The organism is Streptomyces sp. Je 1-4 4N24, from assembly GCF_026239515.1.
GTDB classification, from domain to species: Bacteria; Actinomycetota; Actinomycetes; order Streptomycetales; family Streptomycetaceae; genus Streptomyces; species Streptomyces nigrescens.
Map to the genome: position 1 here is coordinate 7,872,859 of NZ_CP110836.1, position 19,735 is coordinate 7,892,593.

Here is a 19,735-nt window from a genome sequence, read left to right on the forward strand (position 1 = left end):
GCGGATGACCGAGGACGAGACCCCGCAGCCGGGCAAGAAGCCGGAGCCGGCGAAGAAGGCGGAGCCGGAGAAGACGCCGGATCTGGAGAAGAAGGCGGAGCGGCCGGAGCCGGACGAGGACGGTGGCCCGGCCGGCCGGCGGCCGATGCCGCCGGAGAGCCGGAGCACCCCCGAGCCGGCGGAGTCCGGCGACGGAGCCGAAGACCGGGAACCGGACAGTGCTGGACACAAGCAGGACAAAGGGGCAGACTCCTCGACTCCGGACGTCGTTGCCGATGACGACGGGAGTGCGGAACGCCCGAAGACCGGTCGGGAGCGGCTCGTTGCGAGTCTGTGGCCGCCGCGGCTGACCCGGGCTCAACTGATCGTTGCGCTGCTCCTGTTCATTCTCGGTCTCGGCCTGGCAATTCAGGTACGTTCCACAAGTGACAGCAGTGCGCTGCGAGGTGCGCGCCAGGAGGACTTGGTGCGCATTCTGGACGAGCTGGACAATCGCTCCCAGCGGTTGACCGACGAACAGCGGCGCCTGGAAGGGCAGAAGACCGAGCTGGCGAACAGCTCGGACCAGGCCGAGGAGGCCCGTAAGCAGACCGTGGAGAAGGAACAGCAGCTGGGCGTGCTGGCCGGGACCGTCGCGGCGCAAGGGCCCGGCATCAACCTGACCATCGACGACCCGACGCACTCCGTCGAGGCGGACAAGCTGCTGGACACCATCCAGGAGCTGCGGGCGGCCGGCGCGGAGGCCATCCAGGTCAATGATGTCCGGGTCGTCGCGGACAGCTCTCTCTCGGACGTCCGGGGTGGCGTGGAGATCGACGGCAAGCCCGTCATGCAGCCGTTCCGCTTCAAGGTCATCGGCAAGCCGGAGGACTTGGAACCGGCGCTGAACATCCCCGGCGGAGTGGTCCAGACGCTGGAAAAGGAGCAGGCCAAGGTGTCTGTGACCCGTGAGGAGAAGATCATTGTGGACGCCTTGCGAGAGGCGAAGCGGCCTGACTACGCTCGGTTGTCATCTCGGTGAGGCGTGCACGTATGTCGAGTGCCCAGGAAGGGCATGAGGTAGCGGGGGGTCGACGCACTGTGCGTGTGGTGTGTGGTGGAAACTGTCTGAAGGCCACGGACGTTCACAGGATGTCCGAATGGGTCGGTGTGTGCATCGAGGGTTCGTCCTGCCCCACGGGCGGGTCTGTTTCGTTCAAGGGGAATCGCCCGTGAAGTTGTTTGGAAAGCTGTTCGGCAAGAGCGCACGCCAGGAGGGCGGCAGCGGCTCCGCGCGGCATGCCGCTCCGCGCCAGCCCGACGAGAGCGGTGCGGCCGAGGGCCGTCCGCTCTTCCGTGACGAGGTCAGCGGTCCGTCCGGGGGGTACGGCGCGGGTTCTGTTGACCCCTCCGGTGCCGGCCGCATAGGTTCCCAGGAACCATCAGCCGCACACACGGGTGGAGGGTCGGCCTTGCCGGTTTGTACGAGGTGTGGGAACCAGAACGCCGAGGCGAGCCGGTTCTGCTCCAACTGTGGCGCGCCGCTGCGTGCGGGTGCCCAGCCCGAGCGGGCGTCCGAGACGACGTCGACCATCTCCATTTCGGGGCTGGAGGCCTACGACTCGGAGACGACGGGCCAGAATCTGGCGCCGTCGCTGTCGCCCGAGGCGCAGGCGGCCGTGGACGCTCTTCCGTTGGGATCGGCGCTGCTGGTCGTCCGCCGGGGACCGAACGCGGGCAGCCGCTTCCTGTTGGACAGCGAGCTGACAACGGCAGGCCGGCACCCGCAGGGCGACATCTTCCTCGACGATGTGACGGTCTCGCGCCGTCATGTGGAATTCCGTCGCGGCCCGGACGGTCTCTTCACGGTCGCCGACGTCGGCAGCCTGAACGGCACCTACGTCAACCGTGAGCGGATCGACTCCGTTGCCCTCGCCACCGGCGACGAGGTCCAGATCGGCAAGTTCCGCCTGGTCTTCTACGCGAGCCAGCGAGGCGCCGGTATCTGACCGGCCGGGGAAGGCATATGCGCGATACACCGAAAGGCGGCGCCGGTTTTGCCGGCGCCGCCTCCTCGGACGGCAAGCCGGTGAGCATCGGCACGGTGCTCACCGCGCTGCGCGAGGAGTTTCCCGAGGTCACCATCTCCAAGATTCGCTTCCTGGAGGCCGAGGGGCTGGTCGAACCGAAGCGCACGCCTTCCGGCTACCGCAAATTCACACCGGCGGACGTCGAGCGGCTGGCTGCCGTCCTGCGGATGCAGCGGGACCACTATCTGCCGCTGAAGGTCATCAGGGAGCATCTGGATGCCCTGGAGCGCGGTGAGCAGGTGCCGCTGCCGGCGCCGGCCGCACCCTCCCGCGATCTGGTCGAGGGCGTGCACGATCCCGGTGCGGAGCGTCCTACGGCTGCCCGGATCGGCCGGGCCGAGCTGCTGGCCGCCGCGGAGGTGGACGAGGCGGCGCTCGCCGACTGGGAGTCCTACGGACTCATCGTCCCTCATGCGGACGGCGGATACGACATCGAGGCCGTCACGGTGGCCAAACTTGTCGCGGACCTGGGCCGATTCGGTCTGGAGCCGCGGCATCTGCGTGCGGTGAAGGCGGCGGCCGAACGCGAGGCGGGCCTGGTCGAGCAGGTCGTTGCACCCCTTCGGCGGCACCGTAACCCGCAGACCAGGGCCCATGCCGAAGCCACCGCCAGGGAGCTGGCAACGCTGTCCGTACGGCTGCATGCGGCCTTGATGCAGAGCGCTCTGCGGGTCCGCCTGTAGCGAGCAAACGAGTGCCCGACTACCCAAACCGGCCGGGCACGTCCTAGGGTTGCTGTGTGAACGAGCTCGACGTCGTGGGTGTCCGGGTGGAAATGCCTTCCAGCCAACCGATCGTGCTCCTGCGGGAGGTGGGAGGCGACCGATACTTGCCCATTTGGATCGGGCCAGGGGAGGCCACCGCCATCGCCTTCGCCCAGCAGGGCATGGTCCCTGCCAGGCCGCTGACGCACGACCTTTTCAAGGATGTGCTCGAAGCGGTGGGCCAGGAGCTGACGCAGGTCCGCATCACGGATCTGCGCGAGGGGGTTTTCTATGCCGAACTTGTCTTCGCGAGTGGGGTCGAGGTCAGTGCGCGTCCGTCGGACGCGATAGCGCTGGCTTTGCGCACCGGCACGCCGATCTTCGGTACCGACGGTGTGCTGGACGACGCGGGGATCGCCATCCCTGACGAGCAGGAGGACGAGGTGGAGAAGTTCCGCGAGTTCCTCGACCAGATCTCGCCCGAGGACTTCGGGACCAACAGCCAGTGAATCGGCCAGGCGAACCGCCTGTTTCCGGCCAAACAATGAGCCCTTCCCCGTGCGAGGTCACGAGAAACCACTCGTAGGGTGATTATCACTCGGCGTGGCGAGCGCGGCGATCGTTGACGCACCCCGAGTGACTGCATACCGTCGATATGGCAGGTCCCGTCCGGGACGTGGAGGACGGAGGGCGGCGTGGCAATCACCGGCGACGGTATGGCGGCGGAAGGGGCGTTGCCGCTCCACTCGGGCGCAGCAGCGAACCCTGCCCCGGCACCGGCCGCGGCGGTGTCGGGGGACTGCGAGGCGCAGAACATCGGCTATCGCGGCCCGACCGCTTGTGCGGCAGCGGGCATCACTTACCGGCAGCTCGACTACTGGGCGCGTACGGGCTTGGTGGAGCCGAGCATCCGGCCGGCCTACGGCTCCGGCACCCAGCGGCTCTACAGCTTCCGGGACGTCGTGGTTCTGAAGATCGTCAAGCGGCTGCTGGACACCGGGGTGTCGCTGCAGAACATCCGCACCGCCGTGCAGCATCTGCGCTCGCGCGGGCTGGCGGATCTGACGCGGATGACGCTGATGAGCGATGGCGCGACGGTCTACGAGTGCACCTCGCCCGACCAGGTCGTGGATCTGCTCCAGGGCGGCCAGGGCGTCTTCGGGATCGCCGTGGGTGTGGTGTGGCGCGACGTGGAAGGTGCGCTGTCACAGCTCCACGGGGAGCGTGTGGACACCGGCGAGACGCTGGTGGGGAAGAACCCGCACGACGAGCTGGCGCGGCGGCGCAACCGGGCGGGCTGAGTCCCGGCGGAGTGCGCGGCCCGGCATCGGGCCGATTGTCAGTGGCATGGGGCAGCATCGGAGATGTGAGACCCGCCCCGACGATCCTGCATCTGGACATGGATGCGTTCTTCGCGGCCGCCGAGCAGGCGGCCAAGCCGAGCCTGCGCGGCAAGCCCGTGGTGGTCGGCGGGATCGGCGTGCGCGGCGTGGTCTCCACGGCCTCCTACGAGGCCCGGGTCTTCGGTGTCCGCTCCGCGATGCCGACGGCCCAGGCGCGCCGGCTGTGCCCCAATGCCGCTTATCTCAGTCCTCGCTTCACGCTGTACCGCCAGGTGAGTGATGTGGTGATGGAGCTGCTGCATGCGCTGTCGCCGCTGGTGGAGCCGCTGAGCCTGGACGAGGCGTTCGTCGACCTGGAGGCCGGCGGGGTGCCGGCCGAGACGGCGGCGGTACGTGCCGTGGGGGAGCAGCTGCGGCGCGACATCCGGTCCGCGACGGGACTGACCGGCTCGGTGGGGCTGGCCGGGGCCAAGATGCTGGCGAAGATCGCGTCCGAAGCGGCCAAGCCGAACGGGCTGGTGGTGATCGAGCCGGGTACCGAACGGGAGCTGCTGGGCCCGATGACGGTGCGGACGCTGCCCGGGGTGGGTCCCGCGACGGCCGAGACACTGCGCCGGGCCGGGATCCATACCGTCGCCGAGACAGCGGAGGCCGGTGAGGCGGAGCTGGTGCGGCTGCTGGGCAAGGCGCACGGCGCCGGGCTGTATGCGATGGCGCTGGGGCAGGACGACCGGCCGGTGGTGGCCGAGCGGGACGCGAAGTCCATCTCGGTGGAGGACACCTTCGAGGTCGATCTGACCGACCGGACGCGGGTGCGGAGCGAGGTGCTGCGGCTGGCGGACCGGTGCGTACAGCGGCTGCGGGAGGCCGGGCGCTCCGGGCGCACGGTGGTCATCAAGGTGCGCAACTACGACTTCTCGACGCTGACCCGTTCCGAGACGCTCCGTGGGCCCACCGACGACCCGGCGGTGATACGGGAGGCCGCTGTGCGCCTGCTGGAAACGGTGGACACCACGGGCGGGGTGCGGCTCCTGGGCGTGGGGGTGAGTGGCCTGGCGGACTTCACACAAGAGGATCTGTTCGCCCAGCTGGCGACGGAGCGGGAGGCGGAGGAGGCCGCGACGGCTGCGGCAGCAGCGGCGGAGGAGGCCGGGGGGACAGAGCAGCACGAGGCCGAGGAGGAGCGGCCGCGGCGCTGGCATCCGGGGCTGGACGTGGTGCACGACGAGTACGGCGCCGGCTGGGTGCAGGGGAGCGGGGTGGGGAGAGTGACCGTGCGCTTCGAAACGCCATGGTCCGCACCGGGGAGGGTGCGGACCTTTGCTGTCGAGGACCCGGCACTGCGGCCGGGGGAGCCCCTGCCGCTGGTGGGCGGGGCGCCTGCGGGCGATCAGTCGTCCGAGCCGGCGATCTTGCCGAAGTTCTTGTCGCCGGAGCCGGGGGACACCGGATCGGTCGGGGAAGAAATATCCAGACGGTAGTGGTGATAGAGCTGAAGTTCCTGCTCAGGGGAGAGATGGCGGCCCACGCCGAAGTCCGGCGCGTCCTTGATCAGCTTGCGGTCGTAGGGAATGTGCAGGCCCTCACCGACCATCTTGCTGGGCTCCAGGGGGACGAACGCATCCCGGCTGAAGAGTCCGGTGCGTACGGCCGCCCACTCCGGTTCCCCCGTCGCATCATCGAGGTAGACCTCGTCGATGGTCCCTATTTTCGCGCCGTTACGGTCGAACGCTTTGCGGCCGATCAGGCTTCGGGGATCGATATCGGTTTGCACGGCCCCTCCAATTGGTCGCAACTGCCCTGTGACAACTACCAAACGGCACATTTCATGCCCTGGCCACTCGAAGGATCCTTCGAGTGGCGCGCTGGTAGGCTGGCGATTGGCCGCAGACCCCGTGCGGGAGAGTCCTTGTCGTTCGCGACCAGGGCGCCGAAGGAGCAAATCCTCCCCGGAATCTCTCAGGCACACGTACCGCATGGACGAGGTCACTCTGGAAAGCAGGGCGGGCCACGGAAGGCACAGCGCCGGGACCCCTCCTCACCGACGGTGAAAGCCGGACCGCCACGCGCGGGCCGGTGAAGCTCTCAGGTTGAGATGACAGAGGGGGAGGCCGTCCGGGCACCCGTGCCGTGGTGCCCCTCGTAGGTCGTACTGACCAGGAGGCCCCCGCAGATGACCACCAATCGCATCTCCTTGACCGAGCTGGAACGCGGCACCCCCTTCGAGCGCCGGCACATCGGTCCCGATCACGCGGCGCAGGCCAAGATGCTTGCGCACATCGGCTTCGGGTCGCTGGACGAGCTCACCGCCGCCGCCGTACCCGATGTGATCAAGAGCGCCGAGGCGCTCGGCCTGCCGCAGGCCCGTACCGAGGCCGAGGTGCTCAAGGAGCTGCAGGGCCTGGCGGACCGCAACCAGGTCCTGTCCTCCATGATCGGTCTCGGCTACTACGGCACGTTCACCCCGCCGGTGATCCTGCGCAACGTCATGGAGAACCCCGCCTGGTACACGGCGTACACGCCCTACCAGCCGGAGATCTCGCAGGGGCGCCTGGAGGCGCTGCTGAATTTCCAGACGATGGTCGCCGACCTGACCGGACTGCCCACCTCCGGTGCTTCGCTGCTGGACGAGGGCACCGCCGCCGCCGAGGCGATGGCGCTGTCCCGCCGGGTCGGCAAGGTCAAGCAGGGCGTCTTCCTGGTCGACGCCGACTGTCTGCCGCAGACCATCGCCGTGATCGAGACCCGTGCGGAGCCCACCGGCGTCGAGGTCGTGGTCGCGGACCTGTCCGACGGCATTCCGGCCGAGATCGCCGAGCGCGGTGTCTTCGGTGTGCTGCTGCAGTACCCGGGCGCCTCGGGTGCGGTGCGGGACCCCCGCGCCGTCATCGAGCAGGCCCACGAGCTGGGCGCGATCGTCACCGTCGCCGCCGATCTGCTCGCCCTGACGCTGCTGACCCCGCCCGGTGAGCTCGGTGCGGACATCGCCGTCGGCACCACCCAGCGCTTCGGTGTCCCGATGGGCTTCGGCGGGCCGCACGCCGGCTTCATGGCCGTCCGTGACCAGTTCGCCCGCAGCCTCCCCGGCCGTCTGGTGGGCGTCTCCGTCGACGCCGACGGCAACAAGGCCTACCGCCTGGCGCTGCAGACCCGTGAGCAGCACATCCGCCGGGAGAAGGCCACCAGCAACATCTGCACCGCGCAGGTGCTGCTCGCCGTCATGGCCGGGATGTACGCGGTCTACCACGGGCCCGAGGGCCTGCGCACCATCGCCCGGCGCACCCACCGCTACGCCGCGGTCCTCGCCGAGGGCCTGCGGGCCGGCGGGGTGGAGATCGTGCACGGTGCGTACTTCGACACGCTGACCGCGCGGGTTCCCGGCCGGGCCGCCGAGGTCGTCGCCGCCGCCCGTGAGGCTGGGGTCAACCTCTGGCAGGTCGACGCGGACCTGGTCGGCATCGCCTGTGACGAGACCACCGGGCGTGCGGAGCTGGCCGGTGTCTGGGGCGCCTTCGGCGTGAACGGTGACGTCGAGCAGCTGGACGCGGCCGCCGCCGAAGCGCTGCCGCAGGCGCTGCTGCGCCACGACGACTACCTCGCCCACCCGGTCTTCCACGAGCACCGCTCCGAGACCGCGATGCTGCGCTACCTGCGCACCCTCGCCGACAAGGACTACGCGCTGGACCGCGGCATGATCCCGCTCGGCTCCTGCACGATGAAGCTGAACGCCACCACCGAGATGGAGCCGGTCACCTGGCCCGCGTTCGGCCAGCTGCACCCGTTCGCGCCGGCCGGCCAGGCCCAGGGCTACCTCACGCTGATCCAGGAGCTGGAGGAGCGGCTGGCCACGGTCACCGGCTACGACAAGGTCTCCATCCAGCCGAACGCCGGATCGCAGGGCGAGCTGGCCGGTCTGCTGGCCGTCCGTGCCTACCACCGCGCCAACGGCGACGAGCAGCGCACGGTCTGCCTGATCCCGTCCTCGGCACACGGCACCAACGCCGCCAGCGCCGTGATGGCCGGAATGAAGGTCGTCGTCGTCAAGACCGGTGAGGACGGCGAGGTCGACACCGACGATCTGCACGCCAAGATCGAGAAGCACCGTGACGAGCTCGCGGTCCTGATGGTGACCTACCCCTCCACCCACGGCGTGTTCGAGGAGCACATCACCCAGATCTGCGCGGCGGTGCACGACGCCGGCGGCCAGGTCTATGTCGACGGTGCCAACCTCAACGCGCTGGTCGGGCTCGCCGAGCCCGGCAAGTTCGGCGGCGATGTCTCGCACCTGAACCTGCACAAGACCTTCTGCATCCCGCACGGCGGCGGTGGCCCCGGCGTCGGCCCGGTCGGCGTCCGCGCCCACTTGGCGCCGTACCTGCCCAACCACCCGCTGCAGCCGGGCGCCGGCCCCGAGACGGGCGTCGGGCCGATCTCCGCGGCTCCCTGGGGCTCGGCCGGCATCCTGCCGATCTCCTGGGCGTACGTCCGTCTGATGGGCGCCGAGGGCCTCAAGCGCGCCACTCAGGTCGCGGTCCTCAGCGCCAACTACATCGCCAAGCGCCTGGAGCCGCACTACCCGGTGCTCTACACGGGCCCCGGCGGTCTGGTGGCGCACGAGTGCATCATCGACGTCCGGCCGCTGACCAAGGCGACCGGTGTGAGCATCGACGATGTGGCCAAGCGGCTGATCGACTACGGCTTCCACGCGCCGACGATGTCGTTCCCCGTGGCCGGCACGCTGATGATCGAGCCGACCGAGAGCGAGGACCTCGGTGAGCTGGACCGGTTCTGCGACGCGATGATCGCCATCCGCGCGGAGATCGAGAAGGTCGGCTCGGGGGAGTGGGCCAAGGACGACAACCCGCTGCGCAACGCCCCGCACACCGCGGGCGCGCTCGGCGGCGACTGGGCGCACCTGTACACCCGCGAGGAGGCCGTCTTCCCGGCCGGTGTCGCCGCCTCGGAGAAGTACTGGCCGCCGGTGCGCCGTATCGACGGTGCTTTCGGCGACCGTAACCTCGTCTGCTCCTGCCCGCCGCTGGACGAGTACGACAACTGAGTCACCGCAGCATCAAGGGCCCTCGGCAGATCTGCCGGGGGCCCTGTGGTACGTGGTGGGCGCGGCGGGTCAGGCAGCGGCGATGGCCCGGGCGCGGTGCGGGGCGATGACCTGCCCGTCCGGGAGCAGCTCACCGGTGTCCTCGAAGAGCAGGACGCCGTTGCAGAGCAGGCTCCAGCCTTGCTCCGGATGGTGCGCCACAAGGTGTGCGGCCTCCCGGTCGGTGGAGTCTGCTGACGGGCATGGCGGTTGGTGCTGACACATGGAAGTTGTCTTTCGCTGCGGTGAAGTGAACGTCGTAGTGCGGCTCGATGAGCTGTTCATGGCCGCTCCCCCGTTTCTTTCGGTCGGTCCCAGTGTTGCCCCACGGACGGGATTCCGCAGGGATTTCGCAGCAGCGGTACTCACTCGATAGGGACGCGTCACCCATGCGGGCGGTTGCTCCCAATTGCACTCCTCCCCAAGAGGGTTGGGAGTGGTATCCGCGGACTAGGCCGCGTGGGTGAGCATGCGTGAGCGCCCCGTGGCCGGACGGGGCCGCGGGGCATGCTCGGGCGGGACGGCGGGCGCCGGATTCCGCGCGCGAAGGCGCGCCGGCGCTGCCGGGTCAGGCGGGTTCGGCGAGCAGCGGGGCGGGTGTGAGCCGCAGGGTGAGCCGGGGGAGCAGATCGGCGATGCGGTGCGGGCGGTGTGCGGCGATGCCCGGCGGGGCAGGCGCGAGAGGTACCAGCAGGTCACCGGGCGCGGGCAGCCCCTGCGCGCCGTCGGAGGTGAGGTCGTGATGCAGCCACAGCGTGAGCATGTACAGCTCGGGGACGGACAGCAGGCGCGGCTGGTAGGGCGTGGCGAGTGACTCGGCCTGCGCCAGCGCCTGCTCGGTCGCGGCGACGTAGGGGCCGCCGCAGAAGCGTCCGAAGGTCCAGCCGTCCGCGGTGAGCACCGCCTCCGCGGACGCCACGGCACGCTCCCCGCCGCGGACCAGGAAGCGCCAGCCCGCCAGTCGGGTGTGCGGGGTGCCGCCGGCCCGGCTGACGTCGTCCCAGACATGGACGGGCAGCGGGTGGTCGGGGCTGAGCGGACCCTGATGGGCGCGCAGCGCGGAGACCGGGGCGTCGCACACCGCGGTGGGCGAGCCGAGAGCGGCGAGAACACTGCGCAGGGCGGGCGCGGGGGCAGGGGGGAGGTGCAGCGGCATGGTGGGTCGCCTCTCACTTCGGAGACACGGTGGAGCGTGGCTCGGAGACACGGTGGAGCGTGGCGGGTGCAAACGGCGTTGTCTGCGTGCGGGGTCAGAGCAGGGCCGACCGGGGCTGCGGCCCGGCCGGCTCAGCCGCTGGGCCCCGGAGACGGTGAGATCGCCGAGACGCTGGGCGCCAAGTCTCTGCCTCGTAAGCGGAGTTTATACGACGTATGTTCCGAAAGTGTTTCTGCTACCGGCCTTGCCGATTTCCGGCAAGGGGAAATCCGGACCGCCGCGCGAGGTGCTTTACACCCCTTTGTGTGGCGTTTTGGAGACGCCGCCTCGTATTGCCTTACCAGTGCGGTAGGCCGGAACTCGTTGGTGTTTCTCGCGAGCGAAATGCCGTTGGTGAGTGCCTCCGAGATATGCCTAAGGGAAGTGCCGGACGCTGCACCACTTCGAGCCTATCGGCACCGGCATGCCCCCGCGGCGTTATTGATCAGATTGCCGGGGCATCATCGACCGTAGCGCGAGCCCCGGCGGTGTCGGGGACGGCCCCAAGCGGCCCGTGGCAACGGGCTGTTCACTCGAGGAGGGACCCTTCGATGGGGGAGAAGGTCGCCGCGGACGGGATCGACCTGGCGGACCGGGAGCGTTATCGAAGAAAGCTTCATGACTGTCTCGAGGGATTGCACAGGCTCCTGGCGGAGAAGCGGTTCGACCGGCCCAGGAATCTCATGGGCCTGGAGATCGAACTCAATCTCGCCGGCGCCGACGGGCTGCCCCGCATGATGAACTCTCAAGTACTGGAGCGCATCGCCAGCGGGGATTTCCAGACCGAACTCGCCCAGTGCAACCTCGAGGTCAACATCCTGCCGCACCGCTTGAGCGGCCGTGTGCTGGACCAGCTCGCCGAGGAACTCCGTACGGGACTCGGCTATGCCGAGAGGAAAGCCCGGGAGGTCGCCGCCAGGATCGTGATGATCGGCATTCTGCCGACCCTGCACGCCACCGACCTCACGGCCGCCAGCCTCTCCGAGAACGACCGCTACGTCCTGCTCAACGACCAGATGCGGGCGGCCCGCGGCGAGGACTTCGCCCTGGACATCCGGGGCGTCGAGCATCTGGTCTCCCGTTCGCCCTCGATCGCGCCGGAGGCCGCCTGTACGTCGGTCCAGCTGCACCTCCAGGTGACACCGGGCCGCTTCGCCGATGTCTGGAACGCGGCCCAGGCCATCGCCGCGGTGCAGGTGGCGGTCGGCGCCAACTCGCCGTTCCTCTTCGGCCGTGAGCTGTGGCGCGAGTCCCGGCCGCCGGTCTTCCAGCAGGCCACCGACACCCGCTCGCCCGAGCTGCAGGCCCAGGGAGTACGCCCCCGCACCTGGTTCGGTGAGCGCTGGATCGAGTCCGCGTACGACCTCTTCGAGGAGAACGTGCGGTACTTCCCGCCGCTGCTGCCGGTGTGCGGGTCACAGGAGCCGCTGCGGCTCCTGGATGAGGGCGGGGTGCCCGACCTGTCCGAACTGGTCCTGCACAACGGCACGGTCTACCGCTGGAACCGCCCCGTCTACGCGGTCGCCGACGGCGTCGCGCACCTCAGGGTCGAGAACCGGGTGCTGCCGGCCGGCCCCACCATCGCCGACGTCATCGCCAACACCGCCTTCTACTACGGCCTGGTGCGGGCGCTGGCCGAGGAGCCGCGCCCCGTGTGGACGCGGCTCCCGTTCGCCGCCGCGGCCCGCAACTTCGACTCCGCGTGCCGGTACGGGATCGACGCGACCCTGGACTGGCCGCGTCCCGGGCGGGCGGGCGCTGTCGCCGACATCCCGGCCGTACGGCTGGTGCGCAAGGAACTGCTGCCGCTGGCGGCCCGCGGGCTGGACGCCTGGGGGGTGGAACCGGCCGATCGTGACCACTACCTCGGCATCATCGACGAGCGCTGCCGGCGCCGGGTGAACGGGGCGTCCTGGCAGGCCGCGGCCTTCCACCACGCCCTGCGCCACGGTCTGGACCGGGACGCGGCGCTCGCCGCGATGACCCGGCGCTACAGCGAGCTGATGCACACGGGGAAGCCGGTGCACACCTGGCCGGTGGCCTGGCCGGTCGTTGAGCGCTCCGCCGTACCGGGACAACGGCAGGCGGCGACGGAGGGGGCGTAAGGGCTGTCCGTCGCCGGGGCCCGGAGCTGTTCAGCGGGGTCCGTTGCTGCCTGCCGCCATGATGGCCTTGAGCATCACCTGATGGATCTGCGACGGGTCGCTGACCAGGTGCATCGAGCCGCCGGTGGGTTTCACGATGCGGTCGAGGGCCGAGGTGTCGGCCTGCGGGCCGATCGCGAGGGCGATCAGCGGCACCGGCCGCTTCGGGTCGGAGAGCTTCTCCAGCTTGCCCACCAGGGCGTCGAGGCCGATGCCGTGGGCATCGTCGTTGGTGCCGTCGGTGACGATGACCAGCGCATTGAACTTCCCGCTCGCATAGGTCGAGCGGGCTTCCTCGTACGCGGCGAGCGTGGTGTCGTACAGCCCGGTGGCGCCCTGGGGCTGCGGGGCCAGCGCGCGGAAGGCGTCGGCCAGCGTGTCGCGGTGGCTGCTGCCGTCCTTGTCCCGGCCGCCGAGCCGCTCAGTGGGGGAGAGCTCCACATAGTCCTTGTCGCCGTCCAGTGTGGTGGCGAACTTCCACAGCCCGATCTCGTCGTCGGGGGTGAAGGTGGTCAGTGCCTGGAGGAGGGAATTCTTGGCGAGGTCCATCCGGGACCGGCCGCTGTGCCCCGGGACCGGGGCGCTCATCGAGGTCGAGGCGTCCACGACGGTGGAGAGCCGGGCGCTTTGCACCGTGATCGTCCACATGCCCATCAGGGCCTGGAGTTCCTTCACCGCCGGCGGCTCGGCGGGGTCGGCGGAGAACGGCTGTGGGGCGCGTCCGCCGGCCGCGGCGACCACCTTCGGGTCCGCCTCGCCGTTGGCGGCCCGGAAGCCGTGCCGGCGCAGCGCGCGCTGTCCGGCGGGCCCGCTCAGCAGCGTCATGAAGCGGTTGGCGGCGCGCGACTGTTCAGGGCCCGTCTCGATGCTGTCGACCAGTGTGTAGGGGTAGTCGAGCCGGGCCGTGCCGCCCTCGGGGTAGATCAGGTCCAGATCCGGCCCGTCCTTCGCGCGCGTGTTGTGTGCGAAAGCGGCCTGTTCGGACAGCAGCAGCGCCTGGTTGCGGCGCGGATTGTCCTGTTCCGCACCGGAGCCGTCGCGGGGCAGGGTGGCCATGGCCCGTCCGTCGCCGTCCGCGACCCGCTGGTTGAGCAGCCTCGCCGTGGCGGCGGTGCGGGTGTCCGCCGTGACGCGGTCCGGTGCTTCCTTGGTGTGGGCGGCGCTGATGCGGGCCAGTGAGAGCAGTCCGGTGGCGCTGTGGGACGGGTCGGCGACGCCCAGGTGCAGCGCGTCGCCGGATGCCGTGGCGCGGGTCAGTTCCGTCCAGGTGTAGGTCTTCGCCGGCCAGCCCAGCGACTTGGCGGCCTGGGGGACGGCGCCCAGGGCGATCGGGGACGAGGCGAGAGCGCCGGCGGCGGTCAGCGGGGTCCCGCGCTCCGCGCCGACCCGGTCCACCCACAGGCTCGAATCCGGTATCCAGACCTGGAATTCGGGGTCGACCGGCCGCTGTCCGAAGGCGTCGGCTATCTCGTGGGCGGCTCGCGCGGTGACCTTGACGTCCAGACATCTGCCGTCGGTGCGTGTCGCCTCCTCCCGCGCCGACTTGGCCACCGCTTCGATCGCCGGGGCGATATCGGGCGAGGCGGCCACATCGAGCCGTGTCGTCTCGCCGTCGCACGGCCCCCCGAACGGGAGCAGACCGCTGTCCAGCGCCACGAACGTGCCGGCGGCGACGGTCAGCACGAGGCCGGTGGCGAGGACGAGCGCGCGTGGACGTAGCCCACGGCGGGCCCCCGTGCGCGCCGGTGCGGGGGCGTCGGGCAAGCTGTGTCGTCCCATTGCGGTAGCGCCTCTCCTTCTCGGAGTTCGACCGGGATGCGCTGGGGGGAAAACGCGCCATCTGGATGGCGCCCGTCCCCGGCCTGTCGCGCGCGATCTTCGTACCTGCTGCCGAGACCCTAGCTGGGCGGTGGTGGCGACGAGGCGGTAATGCGGAAGCGGAGGAAGTGTGCAGTCGGATACAAGTCCTGTGGCCGATGCGGACGTTCCAGGTCAAGGGCCTGGTGACGGGCTCGTCGGCGAGCCGTCCCGAGGCATCCTGCGGAGCGAGACCTGGATCGTGCTGGCCCTCTCGCTGGGGGCCAGCGGGCTGTCGGCGCTGATCAGCTTCATCGGGTCGGTGACCAAGCCCGGTGGTCTCAAGGACCAGGCGGCCACGCTCAATGGCTCCCATGCGCCCGGCCGGCCTTGGCTGGATCTCGCCTGGCAGCTGTTCGGTATCGCGACCGCCCTGGTGCCCGTGGTGCTGGTGGCGCATCTGCTGCTGCGGGAACGGGCCGGCGGTCTGCGCGTGCTCGGCTTCGACCGGCGGCGGCCCGGCTTCGACCTGAGCCGCGGCGTCGTGCTGGCGGCCGTCATCGGCGGCAGCGGTGTGCTGCTGTATCTGGGTGCGCGGGCGGCCGGATTCAATCTGACGGTGGTCCCCGAGGCGCTGCCCGAGGTGTGGTGGAAGATCCCGGTGCTGATCGCCTCCGCGGTGCAGAACGCCGTGCTGGAGGAGGTCATCGTCGTCGGGTATCTGCTGCGCAGGCTGGGGCAATTGGGCTGGTCGCCGTTCGCGGCGCTCGCGGCCAGCTCGGTGCTGCGCGGTTCCTACCACCTCTACCAGGGCATCGGCGGTTTCGTCGGCAATATGGTGATGGGCGCGCTCTTCGTCCTGCTCTACCGGCGGTGGGGCCGGGTCGGGCCGCTGGTCGCCGCCCATGCCCTGATCGACATCGTGGCGTTCGTCGGCTATGCGCTGCTCGCCGGACGGTTGGGGTGGCTGCCGACGCCATGAGACGGCGGAGGCGCGGGGCACCGGCGGTGCCTGCCGCGCCTCCCGGGGGCTGTTGCCGTGCGGGCCGGCTCAGCCGGTGACCAGCAGTTCCCCGTCGATGACCGTGACCGCCGCCCCGGTCAGCAGCGTACGGTCGCCGCGCAGCTCGGTCCGTACGAAGCCGGTGCGGGCGGCGCCCTGCAGGCCGACCAGGGAGGCACGGCCCAGCCGCGCCGACCAGAAGGGGGCGAGCGCGGTGTGTGCGCTGCCCGTTACCGGGTCCTCGTCGATGCCCACCCCGGGGAAGAAGCAGCGCGAGATGAAGTCGTAGCCGCCGTCGGGGTTTTCGGCGCGCGCGGTGGTGATCACCCCACGGCCGCCGTGCCCGGCGAGCGCCTTGAGGTCCGGGGTCAGCGCCCGTACGGACTTCTCGTCGGGCAGCTCGACCAGGAGGTCGCCGACATCGGGGCCGGTGTCGTGCGCGGAGCGGATGTCGGTGCCCAGCGCGCTCGCGACCACCGGCGGGACCTCGACCGGGGTGAGCGGGGCGGTCGGGAAGTCCATGGTGATCGTCCCGCGGTCGTCGGCCGTGGTGGTCAGTACCCCGCTGCGGGTGCGGAAGCGGACCGTACCGCTCGCCGTCCCCGTGGTGTGCAGGACGTGCGCGGTGGCCAAAGTGGCGTGCCCGCACATGTTCACCTCGGCGGCCGGGGTGAGCCAGCGCAGCGCCCAGTCGGCGTCGCCGCCCGCGGGCAGGGGGTGTGCGAAGGCGGTCTCGGAGAGATTGACCTCGGTGGCGACCCGCTGCAGCCAGGCCGTATCGGGAAAGGCGCCGGAGTCGAGGAGTACGACTCCCGCGGGGTTGCCGGCGAACGGACGCTCACTGAAGGCGTCGACGATGCGAATCCTCATGGCCGCGAGCGTAGAGGTGCCACAGAGCCACAGACCAAGGCCAATTCGAGGGAATTGGCCTTGGGGGGGAGCCGCATGGTCGGTGCGGTGGCCTGCCGCGCGCTCACGAGGTGCTTCCGGGTAGGTGTCCTCTGAGATGAGGTGCGGCGAGCTCCCCGGCGCGTCGGCCTCAGCCCCAGGATCCGTCAGGGGCCACAGTCGACCACCGCTGCGGCACGGGGCGGGGTCAGGTACCGGACACGGCGGGCATGAGCAGATCGGTCGCAAAGTCCTCGACCGAGCGCGGCGGGCGGCCGAGCACGCGCTGAACACCGTCACCGAGACCTGCCACGCCCTCTTGGTGATAATTCGAATACAGCCCCTGCAAACCGTCGATGACCTGCGGCGTGATTCCACGGTCCGCGAGCGTTGCCCGCCAGGCGCCGTCCAGTGGAATATCGACGTACCGCACCGGCCTGCCGAGAACGGCGCCGAAGCGTTCGCAGAGCACTGGCAGCGTCAGTGTCTGCGGGCCGCTGATCTCGATCTCACCACCGATCGGATGCGCCGCCAGGAGTTCGGCGATCGCGACCTCCGCAATATCCCGCACGTCTACGTAACCCCTGGCACCAGGTCCGGCGGGATCGGCCAGCGTGCCCCTGGCGATCGCGGCCGCTGCCGGGAGGAAGTTCTGCAGGAAACGGTCGGGCTGAAGGACAGTCAGTTCCGGGACACCGGCGCTTCGCAGTCGTTCGGTGATCGTGTCATGGGCGCTGGTGACGGCGTCCGGGACGATTCCGTTGCCACTGAAAGCTCGGGCGCCCAGTTTGATGATCCGGCGCGCACCGGCCTCGATGGCGGCAAGGCCGAGGTTCGTTTCGGCGGCAACCTGGTCTTCGGCGAAGGGATGTGCAAGGTACAGCCGGTCCACGCCGGCGACCGCACCCCGAACGTCCGCTGCATCGGTGACATCCCCACGGAAGACCTCACCACGGACCTTGCCGAGCGCCTTGGCGCCGGCTTCGGAGCGAACGAGGAAGCGCACATCACTCCGGTCGCGCAGCGCTTCGGTCAGGTATCGCCCCACGGTTCCGTTCGGCGTAGTGACCAAAATGGGCATGGATCCCCCTCCATGAACGTGATCAAGACCCGCTCCCGTCCCAACAGGGTCTGGCTCCGGCGAATTCCCACCCCGGAAACCGGGCAGCGACTTTGGACGCAGAGTCAGGAAAGACTTCTCCGCCGCATCCGGGCGAGAAGCGCCTCCTCCTGGGCCGACTCCCTCGACAGATGCGCCGCGCGGACGGCTCGGCGGTGGTAGTGGATGTCCACCGTTATGCCAGTGCAGCCAGAACGGCTGCGAGCCCATCCCCACCCACGCTCGGATCGAAGTCCATCAGCAGCAGCCGGTCCCGCTCCCGCCACGACTCGAAGCCGACGTGTACGGCGCCGCCCTGCGTGGGACGGGACACCGGATGCGGGTCAGGCTCTTGCTTCGACGAACAGTCCCGATATATCGTTGAAGCATCGCGACCGATCAACGATAGAGAGATGGAGGACGTCATCATGTGTTCCCACGGACATGAACAAGGGCATGAACACGGGCATGAGCGTCGGCATGAGCACTGCGGTCCCGGGCGTCATGGCGGCCGTGGCGACTTCGCGGGCGGCTGGGAGCGGCGGCGCGCGGCCTTCGGTCCGTTCGGCCCGCCGTTCGGAGGTCCACCCTTCGGGGGTGGCCGGGGGCGCGGCGGACCGCGCGGCCGGGCGCGCCGCGGCGATGTGCGCGCTTCGATCCTGGCGCTGCTCAAGGACCGTCCGATGCACGGCTACGAGATGATCCAGGAGATCGCCGAGCGCAGCGGCGGGGCATGGAAGCCCAGCCCCGGCTCGGTCTATCCGACGCTGCAGCTCCTGGAGGACGAGGGGCTGATCGTCAGCGCCAGTGAGGGCGGCAAGAAGCTGTTCTCGCTGACCGACGCCGGGCGCACCGAGGCCGACGGTGGCTCGGACGCCCCCTGGGAGGAGGCCGGCCGCGGCGTCGACTGGGAGGCGATGAACGAGATCCGCAAGGCGGGCGGCGGCCTGGTCGAGGCCTTCCGGCAGGTGTGGGCCACCGGTAGTCCCGAACAGCGGGAGAAGGCCATGGCGGTGGTCAACAAGGCGCGCAAGGAGCTGTATCTGATCCTCGCCGAGGAGGACTGAGCGCGGAGTGCGCGGGGTGGTGCGGCCTTCGGGGGCCGGGGTGAGGGTCGGCCCCCGAAGGGTCAGGTGACCAGGGCGGCGAGCTTGCGCAGCGACTCGTTCAGTGCGGTACCCGCCGAGTCCTTGAGCTTGCCGGCCATCAGCGAGACCGCGGCGCCGGTGAACGCCCCGTCGATCCGTACGGCCGTCGCCCCGCCGTCCGGGGTGAGCTCGTAGCGCATCCCCAGGCTGACGCCCATCGGGCCTTTGCCCTCGATGTCGAGCAGCCGGCCGGGCTCCAGCTCCCGCACGGTCCAGGCGACCTCCGCGGGGAAGCCCATCAGCTTCATGTTCTCCTCGTAGCCGGCGCCCACTTCGAGCGATTCCGGGCCGCCTTTGGGGAAGGCGGTGTGGGTGGCGTTCCACTCCCCGTAGGAGTCGAAGTCGGTGAGCCGCTCCCAGACCTTCGCGGCCGGTGCCTCGATACGGGCCTGTGCGGTGACTTCGGCCATGCGATCACCCCTTCGGTGACGATCCCTGGCTGGTGCCGCGGAACGTATCCCCGCCGGGGTGAAGGTTCAATAGCGAGGTCCCCGCTATTGCTGATGAGTCGTCAGGTTTTGGGGAGGGGGCCTTGGCAGGTGCGCGGTCGCCCCGTCCCTGTATGTCCGGCCTCCACTATTCCTCTGCATCTCCTCCGCAAGGATGAGATCGGGTGCGCCGTGCGCAACCAGCGTGGGAGACGCAAATGCTTCCCGCCGGTGATGTCCCGGCGCTCAGGGGCTGGTGGGGTGGGTGCTGTGCAAAACCGTACTGCGTACAGTGGGGGCGAGAGCCCCGCCCCGGAGGACCTCGATACACAGCTCACCGTCGAGCTCGCGTCGGTCGTATCCGCTGCCCGCAGGCGGGCCACCCGCGACGGCGACCGGCAGGTCGACACCGCGCATCTGCTGCACGGCCTCCTGGAATGGGACCCCGCCGTACGCGATGTCTTCGACGGTGCACCGCAGGTCGCCCGGCTGCTCGGCTACCTCGTCCAGCGCAGCATCGGCTACGGACTCCAGTGGCACGGCACCGTTGAGGATTCCGGTGCGGTCCCCGTAGTTGCCGAGGGTGCCGTCCCGGGATGGTCACCGGCCGCGGCCGCCGCCATGGACGGCGCCCTGGACCGTGCCCATGCCCGCTACGCCACCCGCGCGGGCTGCCTCGACCTGCTCGCCGCGCTGGTGGACGACCCCGAATCGCGGGCCGTCGAGGTGCTGCGCCGGGCCTCCGTCGACACCGCCCGGCTCGCCGGCCGTCTGGACGGAGAGCGTCCCGGCCAAGACTGACAGGGGTCTCGGGGGTGG

Annotated in this window: 19 protein-coding genes and 1 riboswitch; of the genes, 11 read left to right on the forward strand and 8 right to left on the reverse strand. The window is 70.1% G+C overall.

All coding sequences use genetic code 11. The annotated features are described in order from the left end of the window. Positions 1–4 precede the first annotated feature (4 nt). From SLV14N_RS34475 to SLV14N_RS34500, 6 genes are all read left to right on the forward strand, one after another. Entirely contained in the window at positions 5–1,021 is a 1,017-nt protein-coding gene (locus SLV14N_RS34475; protein WP_208686424.1) for a DUF881 domain-containing protein, read from the forward strand. A gap of 118 nt (positions 1,022–1,139) precedes the next feature. Continuing rightward, complete coding sequence (locus tag SLV14N_RS34480; RefSeq protein ID WP_078518836.1) at positions 1,140–1,988, forward strand: FHA domain-containing protein; 849 nt, start codon at positions 1,140–1,142, stop codon at positions 1,986–1,988. A 17-nt stretch (positions 1,989–2,005) separates the two neighbouring features. Beyond that, positions 2,006–2,752: a MerR family transcriptional regulator gene (locus SLV14N_RS34485; protein ID WP_208686426.1), complete on the forward strand. Its 747-nt coding sequence runs from the start codon at positions 2,006–2,008 to the stop codon at positions 2,750–2,752. 56 nt (positions 2,753–2,808) lie between these two features. Then, positions 2,809–3,282 carry a bifunctional nuclease family protein gene (locus SLV14N_RS34490; RefSeq protein WP_006606439.1) on the forward strand — a complete coding sequence of 158 codons (474 nt, stop codon included), beginning with the start codon at positions 2,809–2,811 and terminating at the stop codon, positions 3,280–3,282. Between the two features lie 186 nt (positions 3,283–3,468). Continuing rightward, positions 3,469–4,074 (forward strand): MerR family transcriptional regulator, encoded by a 606-nt coding sequence (locus SLV14N_RS34495; protein ID WP_018093277.1) that lies wholly within the window; start codon positions 3,469–3,471, stop codon positions 4,072–4,074. Between the two features lie 65 nt (positions 4,075–4,139). Further along, positions 4,140–5,597, forward strand: coding sequence for a DNA polymerase IV (locus tag SLV14N_RS34500; RefSeq protein WP_263272476.1), 1,458 nt, complete (start codon positions 4,140–4,142; stop codon positions 5,595–5,597). Here SLV14N_RS34500 and SLV14N_RS34505 read toward each other — a convergent pair. Beyond that, complete coding sequence (locus SLV14N_RS34505) at positions 5,507–5,890, reverse strand: PRC-barrel domain-containing protein (protein ID WP_026170300.1); 384 nt, start codon at positions 5,888–5,890, stop codon at positions 5,507–5,509. The two genes, SLV14N_RS34500 and SLV14N_RS34505, sit on opposite strands and share 91 nt — an antisense overlap. A gap of 114 nt (positions 5,891–6,004) precedes the next feature. After that, a riboswitch (glycine riboswitch) is annotated at positions 6,005–6,101 on the forward strand. A 188-nt stretch (positions 6,102–6,289) separates the two neighbouring features. Between SLV14N_RS34505 and gcvP the strand changes: the two genes are divergently transcribed. Continuing rightward, on the forward strand, positions 6,290–9,175 hold the full coding sequence (gene gcvP / locus SLV14N_RS34510; protein ID WP_263272477.1) for an aminomethyl-transferring glycine dehydrogenase: 2,886 nt from the start codon (positions 6,290–6,292) through the stop codon (positions 9,173–9,175). A 69-nt stretch (positions 9,176–9,244) separates the two neighbouring features. Here gcvP and SLV14N_RS34515 read toward each other — a convergent pair whose 3' ends face one another. Together SLV14N_RS34515 and SLV14N_RS34520 are read right to left on the reverse strand one after the other, a co-directional pair. Then, positions 9,245–9,439, reverse strand: coding sequence for a DUF5999 family protein (locus tag SLV14N_RS34515; RefSeq protein ID WP_026170299.1), 195 nt, complete (start codon positions 9,437–9,439; stop codon positions 9,245–9,247). Positions 9,440–9,782: 343 nt separating this feature from the next. Next, complete coding sequence (locus SLV14N_RS34520) at positions 9,783–10,370, reverse strand: hypothetical protein (RefSeq protein ID WP_263272478.1); 588 nt, start codon at positions 10,368–10,370, stop codon at positions 9,783–9,785. A gap of 590 nt (positions 10,371–10,960) precedes the next feature. Between SLV14N_RS34520 and SLV14N_RS34525 the strand changes: the two genes are divergently transcribed. Continuing rightward, positions 10,961–12,514, forward strand: a complete 1,554-nt coding sequence (locus SLV14N_RS34525) for a glutamate-cysteine ligase family protein (protein ID WP_263272479.1) — start codon at positions 10,961–10,963, stop codon at positions 12,512–12,514. A 30-nt stretch (positions 12,515–12,544) separates the two neighbouring features. On the opposite strand, the gene SLV14N_RS34530 is transcribed toward SLV14N_RS34525, so the two are convergent. Next, positions 12,545–14,332, reverse strand: a complete 1,788-nt coding sequence (locus tag SLV14N_RS34530; protein WP_263272480.1) for a substrate-binding and VWA domain-containing protein — start codon at positions 14,330–14,332, stop codon at positions 12,545–12,547. Positions 14,333–14,522: 190 nt separating this feature from the next. Between SLV14N_RS34530 and SLV14N_RS34535 the strand changes: the two genes are divergently transcribed. Then, entirely contained in the window at positions 14,523–15,332 is an 810-nt protein-coding gene (locus SLV14N_RS34535; protein WP_259670594.1) for a CPBP family intramembrane glutamic endopeptidase, read from the forward strand. A gap of 69 nt (positions 15,333–15,401) precedes the next feature. Here SLV14N_RS34535 and SLV14N_RS34540 read toward each other — a convergent pair whose 3' ends face one another. From SLV14N_RS34540 to SLV14N_RS34550, 3 genes are all read right to left on the reverse strand, one after another. Further along, a complete protein-coding gene (locus SLV14N_RS34540) occupies positions 15,402–16,223 on the reverse strand; it encodes a PhzF family phenazine biosynthesis protein (protein WP_208686440.1) in 822 nt (273 codons plus the stop codon). A gap of 226 nt (positions 16,224–16,449) precedes the next feature. Continuing rightward, positions 16,450–17,322 (reverse strand): NmrA family NAD(P)-binding protein, encoded by an 873-nt coding sequence (locus SLV14N_RS34545; protein WP_263273370.1) that lies wholly within the window; start codon positions 17,320–17,322, stop codon positions 16,450–16,452. Positions 17,323–17,536: 214 nt separating this feature from the next. Further along, on the reverse strand, positions 17,537–17,674 hold the full coding sequence (locus tag SLV14N_RS34550) for a hypothetical protein (protein ID WP_208688344.1): 138 nt from the start codon (positions 17,672–17,674) through the stop codon (positions 17,537–17,539). A 79-nt stretch (positions 17,675–17,753) separates the two neighbouring features. Between SLV14N_RS34550 and SLV14N_RS34555 the strand changes: the two genes are divergently transcribed. Beyond that, a complete protein-coding gene (locus SLV14N_RS34555; protein ID WP_208686442.1) occupies positions 17,754–18,407 on the forward strand; it encodes a PadR family transcriptional regulator in 654 nt (217 codons plus the stop codon). Between the two features lie 62 nt (positions 18,408–18,469). Here the strand turns inward: SLV14N_RS34555 and SLV14N_RS34560 are convergent, their stop codons facing one another. Beyond that, positions 18,470–18,898 (reverse strand): SRPBCC family protein, encoded by a 429-nt coding sequence (locus SLV14N_RS34560; RefSeq protein WP_263272481.1) that lies wholly within the window; start codon positions 18,896–18,898, stop codon positions 18,470–18,472. Positions 18,899–19,186: 288 nt separating this feature from the next. Between SLV14N_RS34560 and SLV14N_RS34565 the strand changes: the two genes are divergently transcribed. After that, entirely contained in the window at positions 19,187–19,717 is a 531-nt protein-coding gene (locus SLV14N_RS34565; protein ID WP_208686447.1) for a Clp protease N-terminal domain-containing protein, read from the forward strand. The last annotated feature ends 18 nt before the right edge of the window (positions 19,718–19,735 follow it).

Excerpts from the sequence above, each read along its gene's own strand:
- SLV14N_RS34475 (WP_208686424.1), top strand. The coding sequence starts at position 5 with ATGACCGAGGACGAGACCCCGCAGCCGGGCAAGAAGCCGGAGCCGGCG.
- SLV14N_RS34480 (WP_078518836.1), top strand. The coding sequence starts at position 1,140 with ATGGGTCGGTGTGTGCATCGAGGGTTCGTCCTGCCCCACGGGCGGGTC.
- SLV14N_RS34485 (WP_208686426.1), top strand. The coding sequence starts at position 2,006 with ATGCGCGATACACCGAAAGGCGGCGCCGGTTTTGCCGGCGCCGCCTCC.
- gcvP (WP_263272477.1), top strand. The coding sequence starts at position 6,290 with ATGACCACCAATCGCATCTCCTTGACCGAGCTGGAACGCGGCACCCCC.
- SLV14N_RS34515 (WP_026170299.1), bottom strand. The coding sequence starts at position 9,439 with ATGTGTCAGCACCAACCGCCATGCCCGTCAGCAGACTCCACCGACCGG.
- SLV14N_RS34520 (WP_263272478.1), bottom strand. The coding sequence starts at position 10,370 with ATGCCGCTGCACCTCCCCCCTGCCCCCGCGCCCGCCCTGCGCAGTGTT.
- SLV14N_RS34525 (WP_263272479.1), top strand. The coding sequence starts at position 10,961 with ATGGGGGAGAAGGTCGCCGCGGACGGGATCGACCTGGCGGACCGGGAG.
- SLV14N_RS34530 (WP_263272480.1), bottom strand. The coding sequence starts at position 14,332 with ATGGGACGACACAGCTTGCCCGACGCCCCCGCACCGGCGCGCACGGGG.
- SLV14N_RS34540 (WP_208686440.1), bottom strand. The coding sequence starts at position 16,223 with ATGAGGATTCGCATCGTCGACGCCTTCAGTGAGCGTCCGTTCGCCGGC.
- SLV14N_RS34545 (WP_263273370.1), bottom strand. The coding sequence starts at position 17,322 with ATGCCCATTTTGGTCACTACGCCGAACGGAACCGTGGGGCGATACCTG.
- SLV14N_RS34555 (WP_208686442.1), top strand. The coding sequence starts at position 17,754 with ATGGAGGACGTCATCATGTGTTCCCACGGACATGAACAAGGGCATGAA.
- SLV14N_RS34560 (WP_263272481.1), bottom strand. The coding sequence starts at position 18,898 with ATGGCCGAAGTCACCGCACAGGCCCGTATCGAGGCACCGGCCGCGAAG.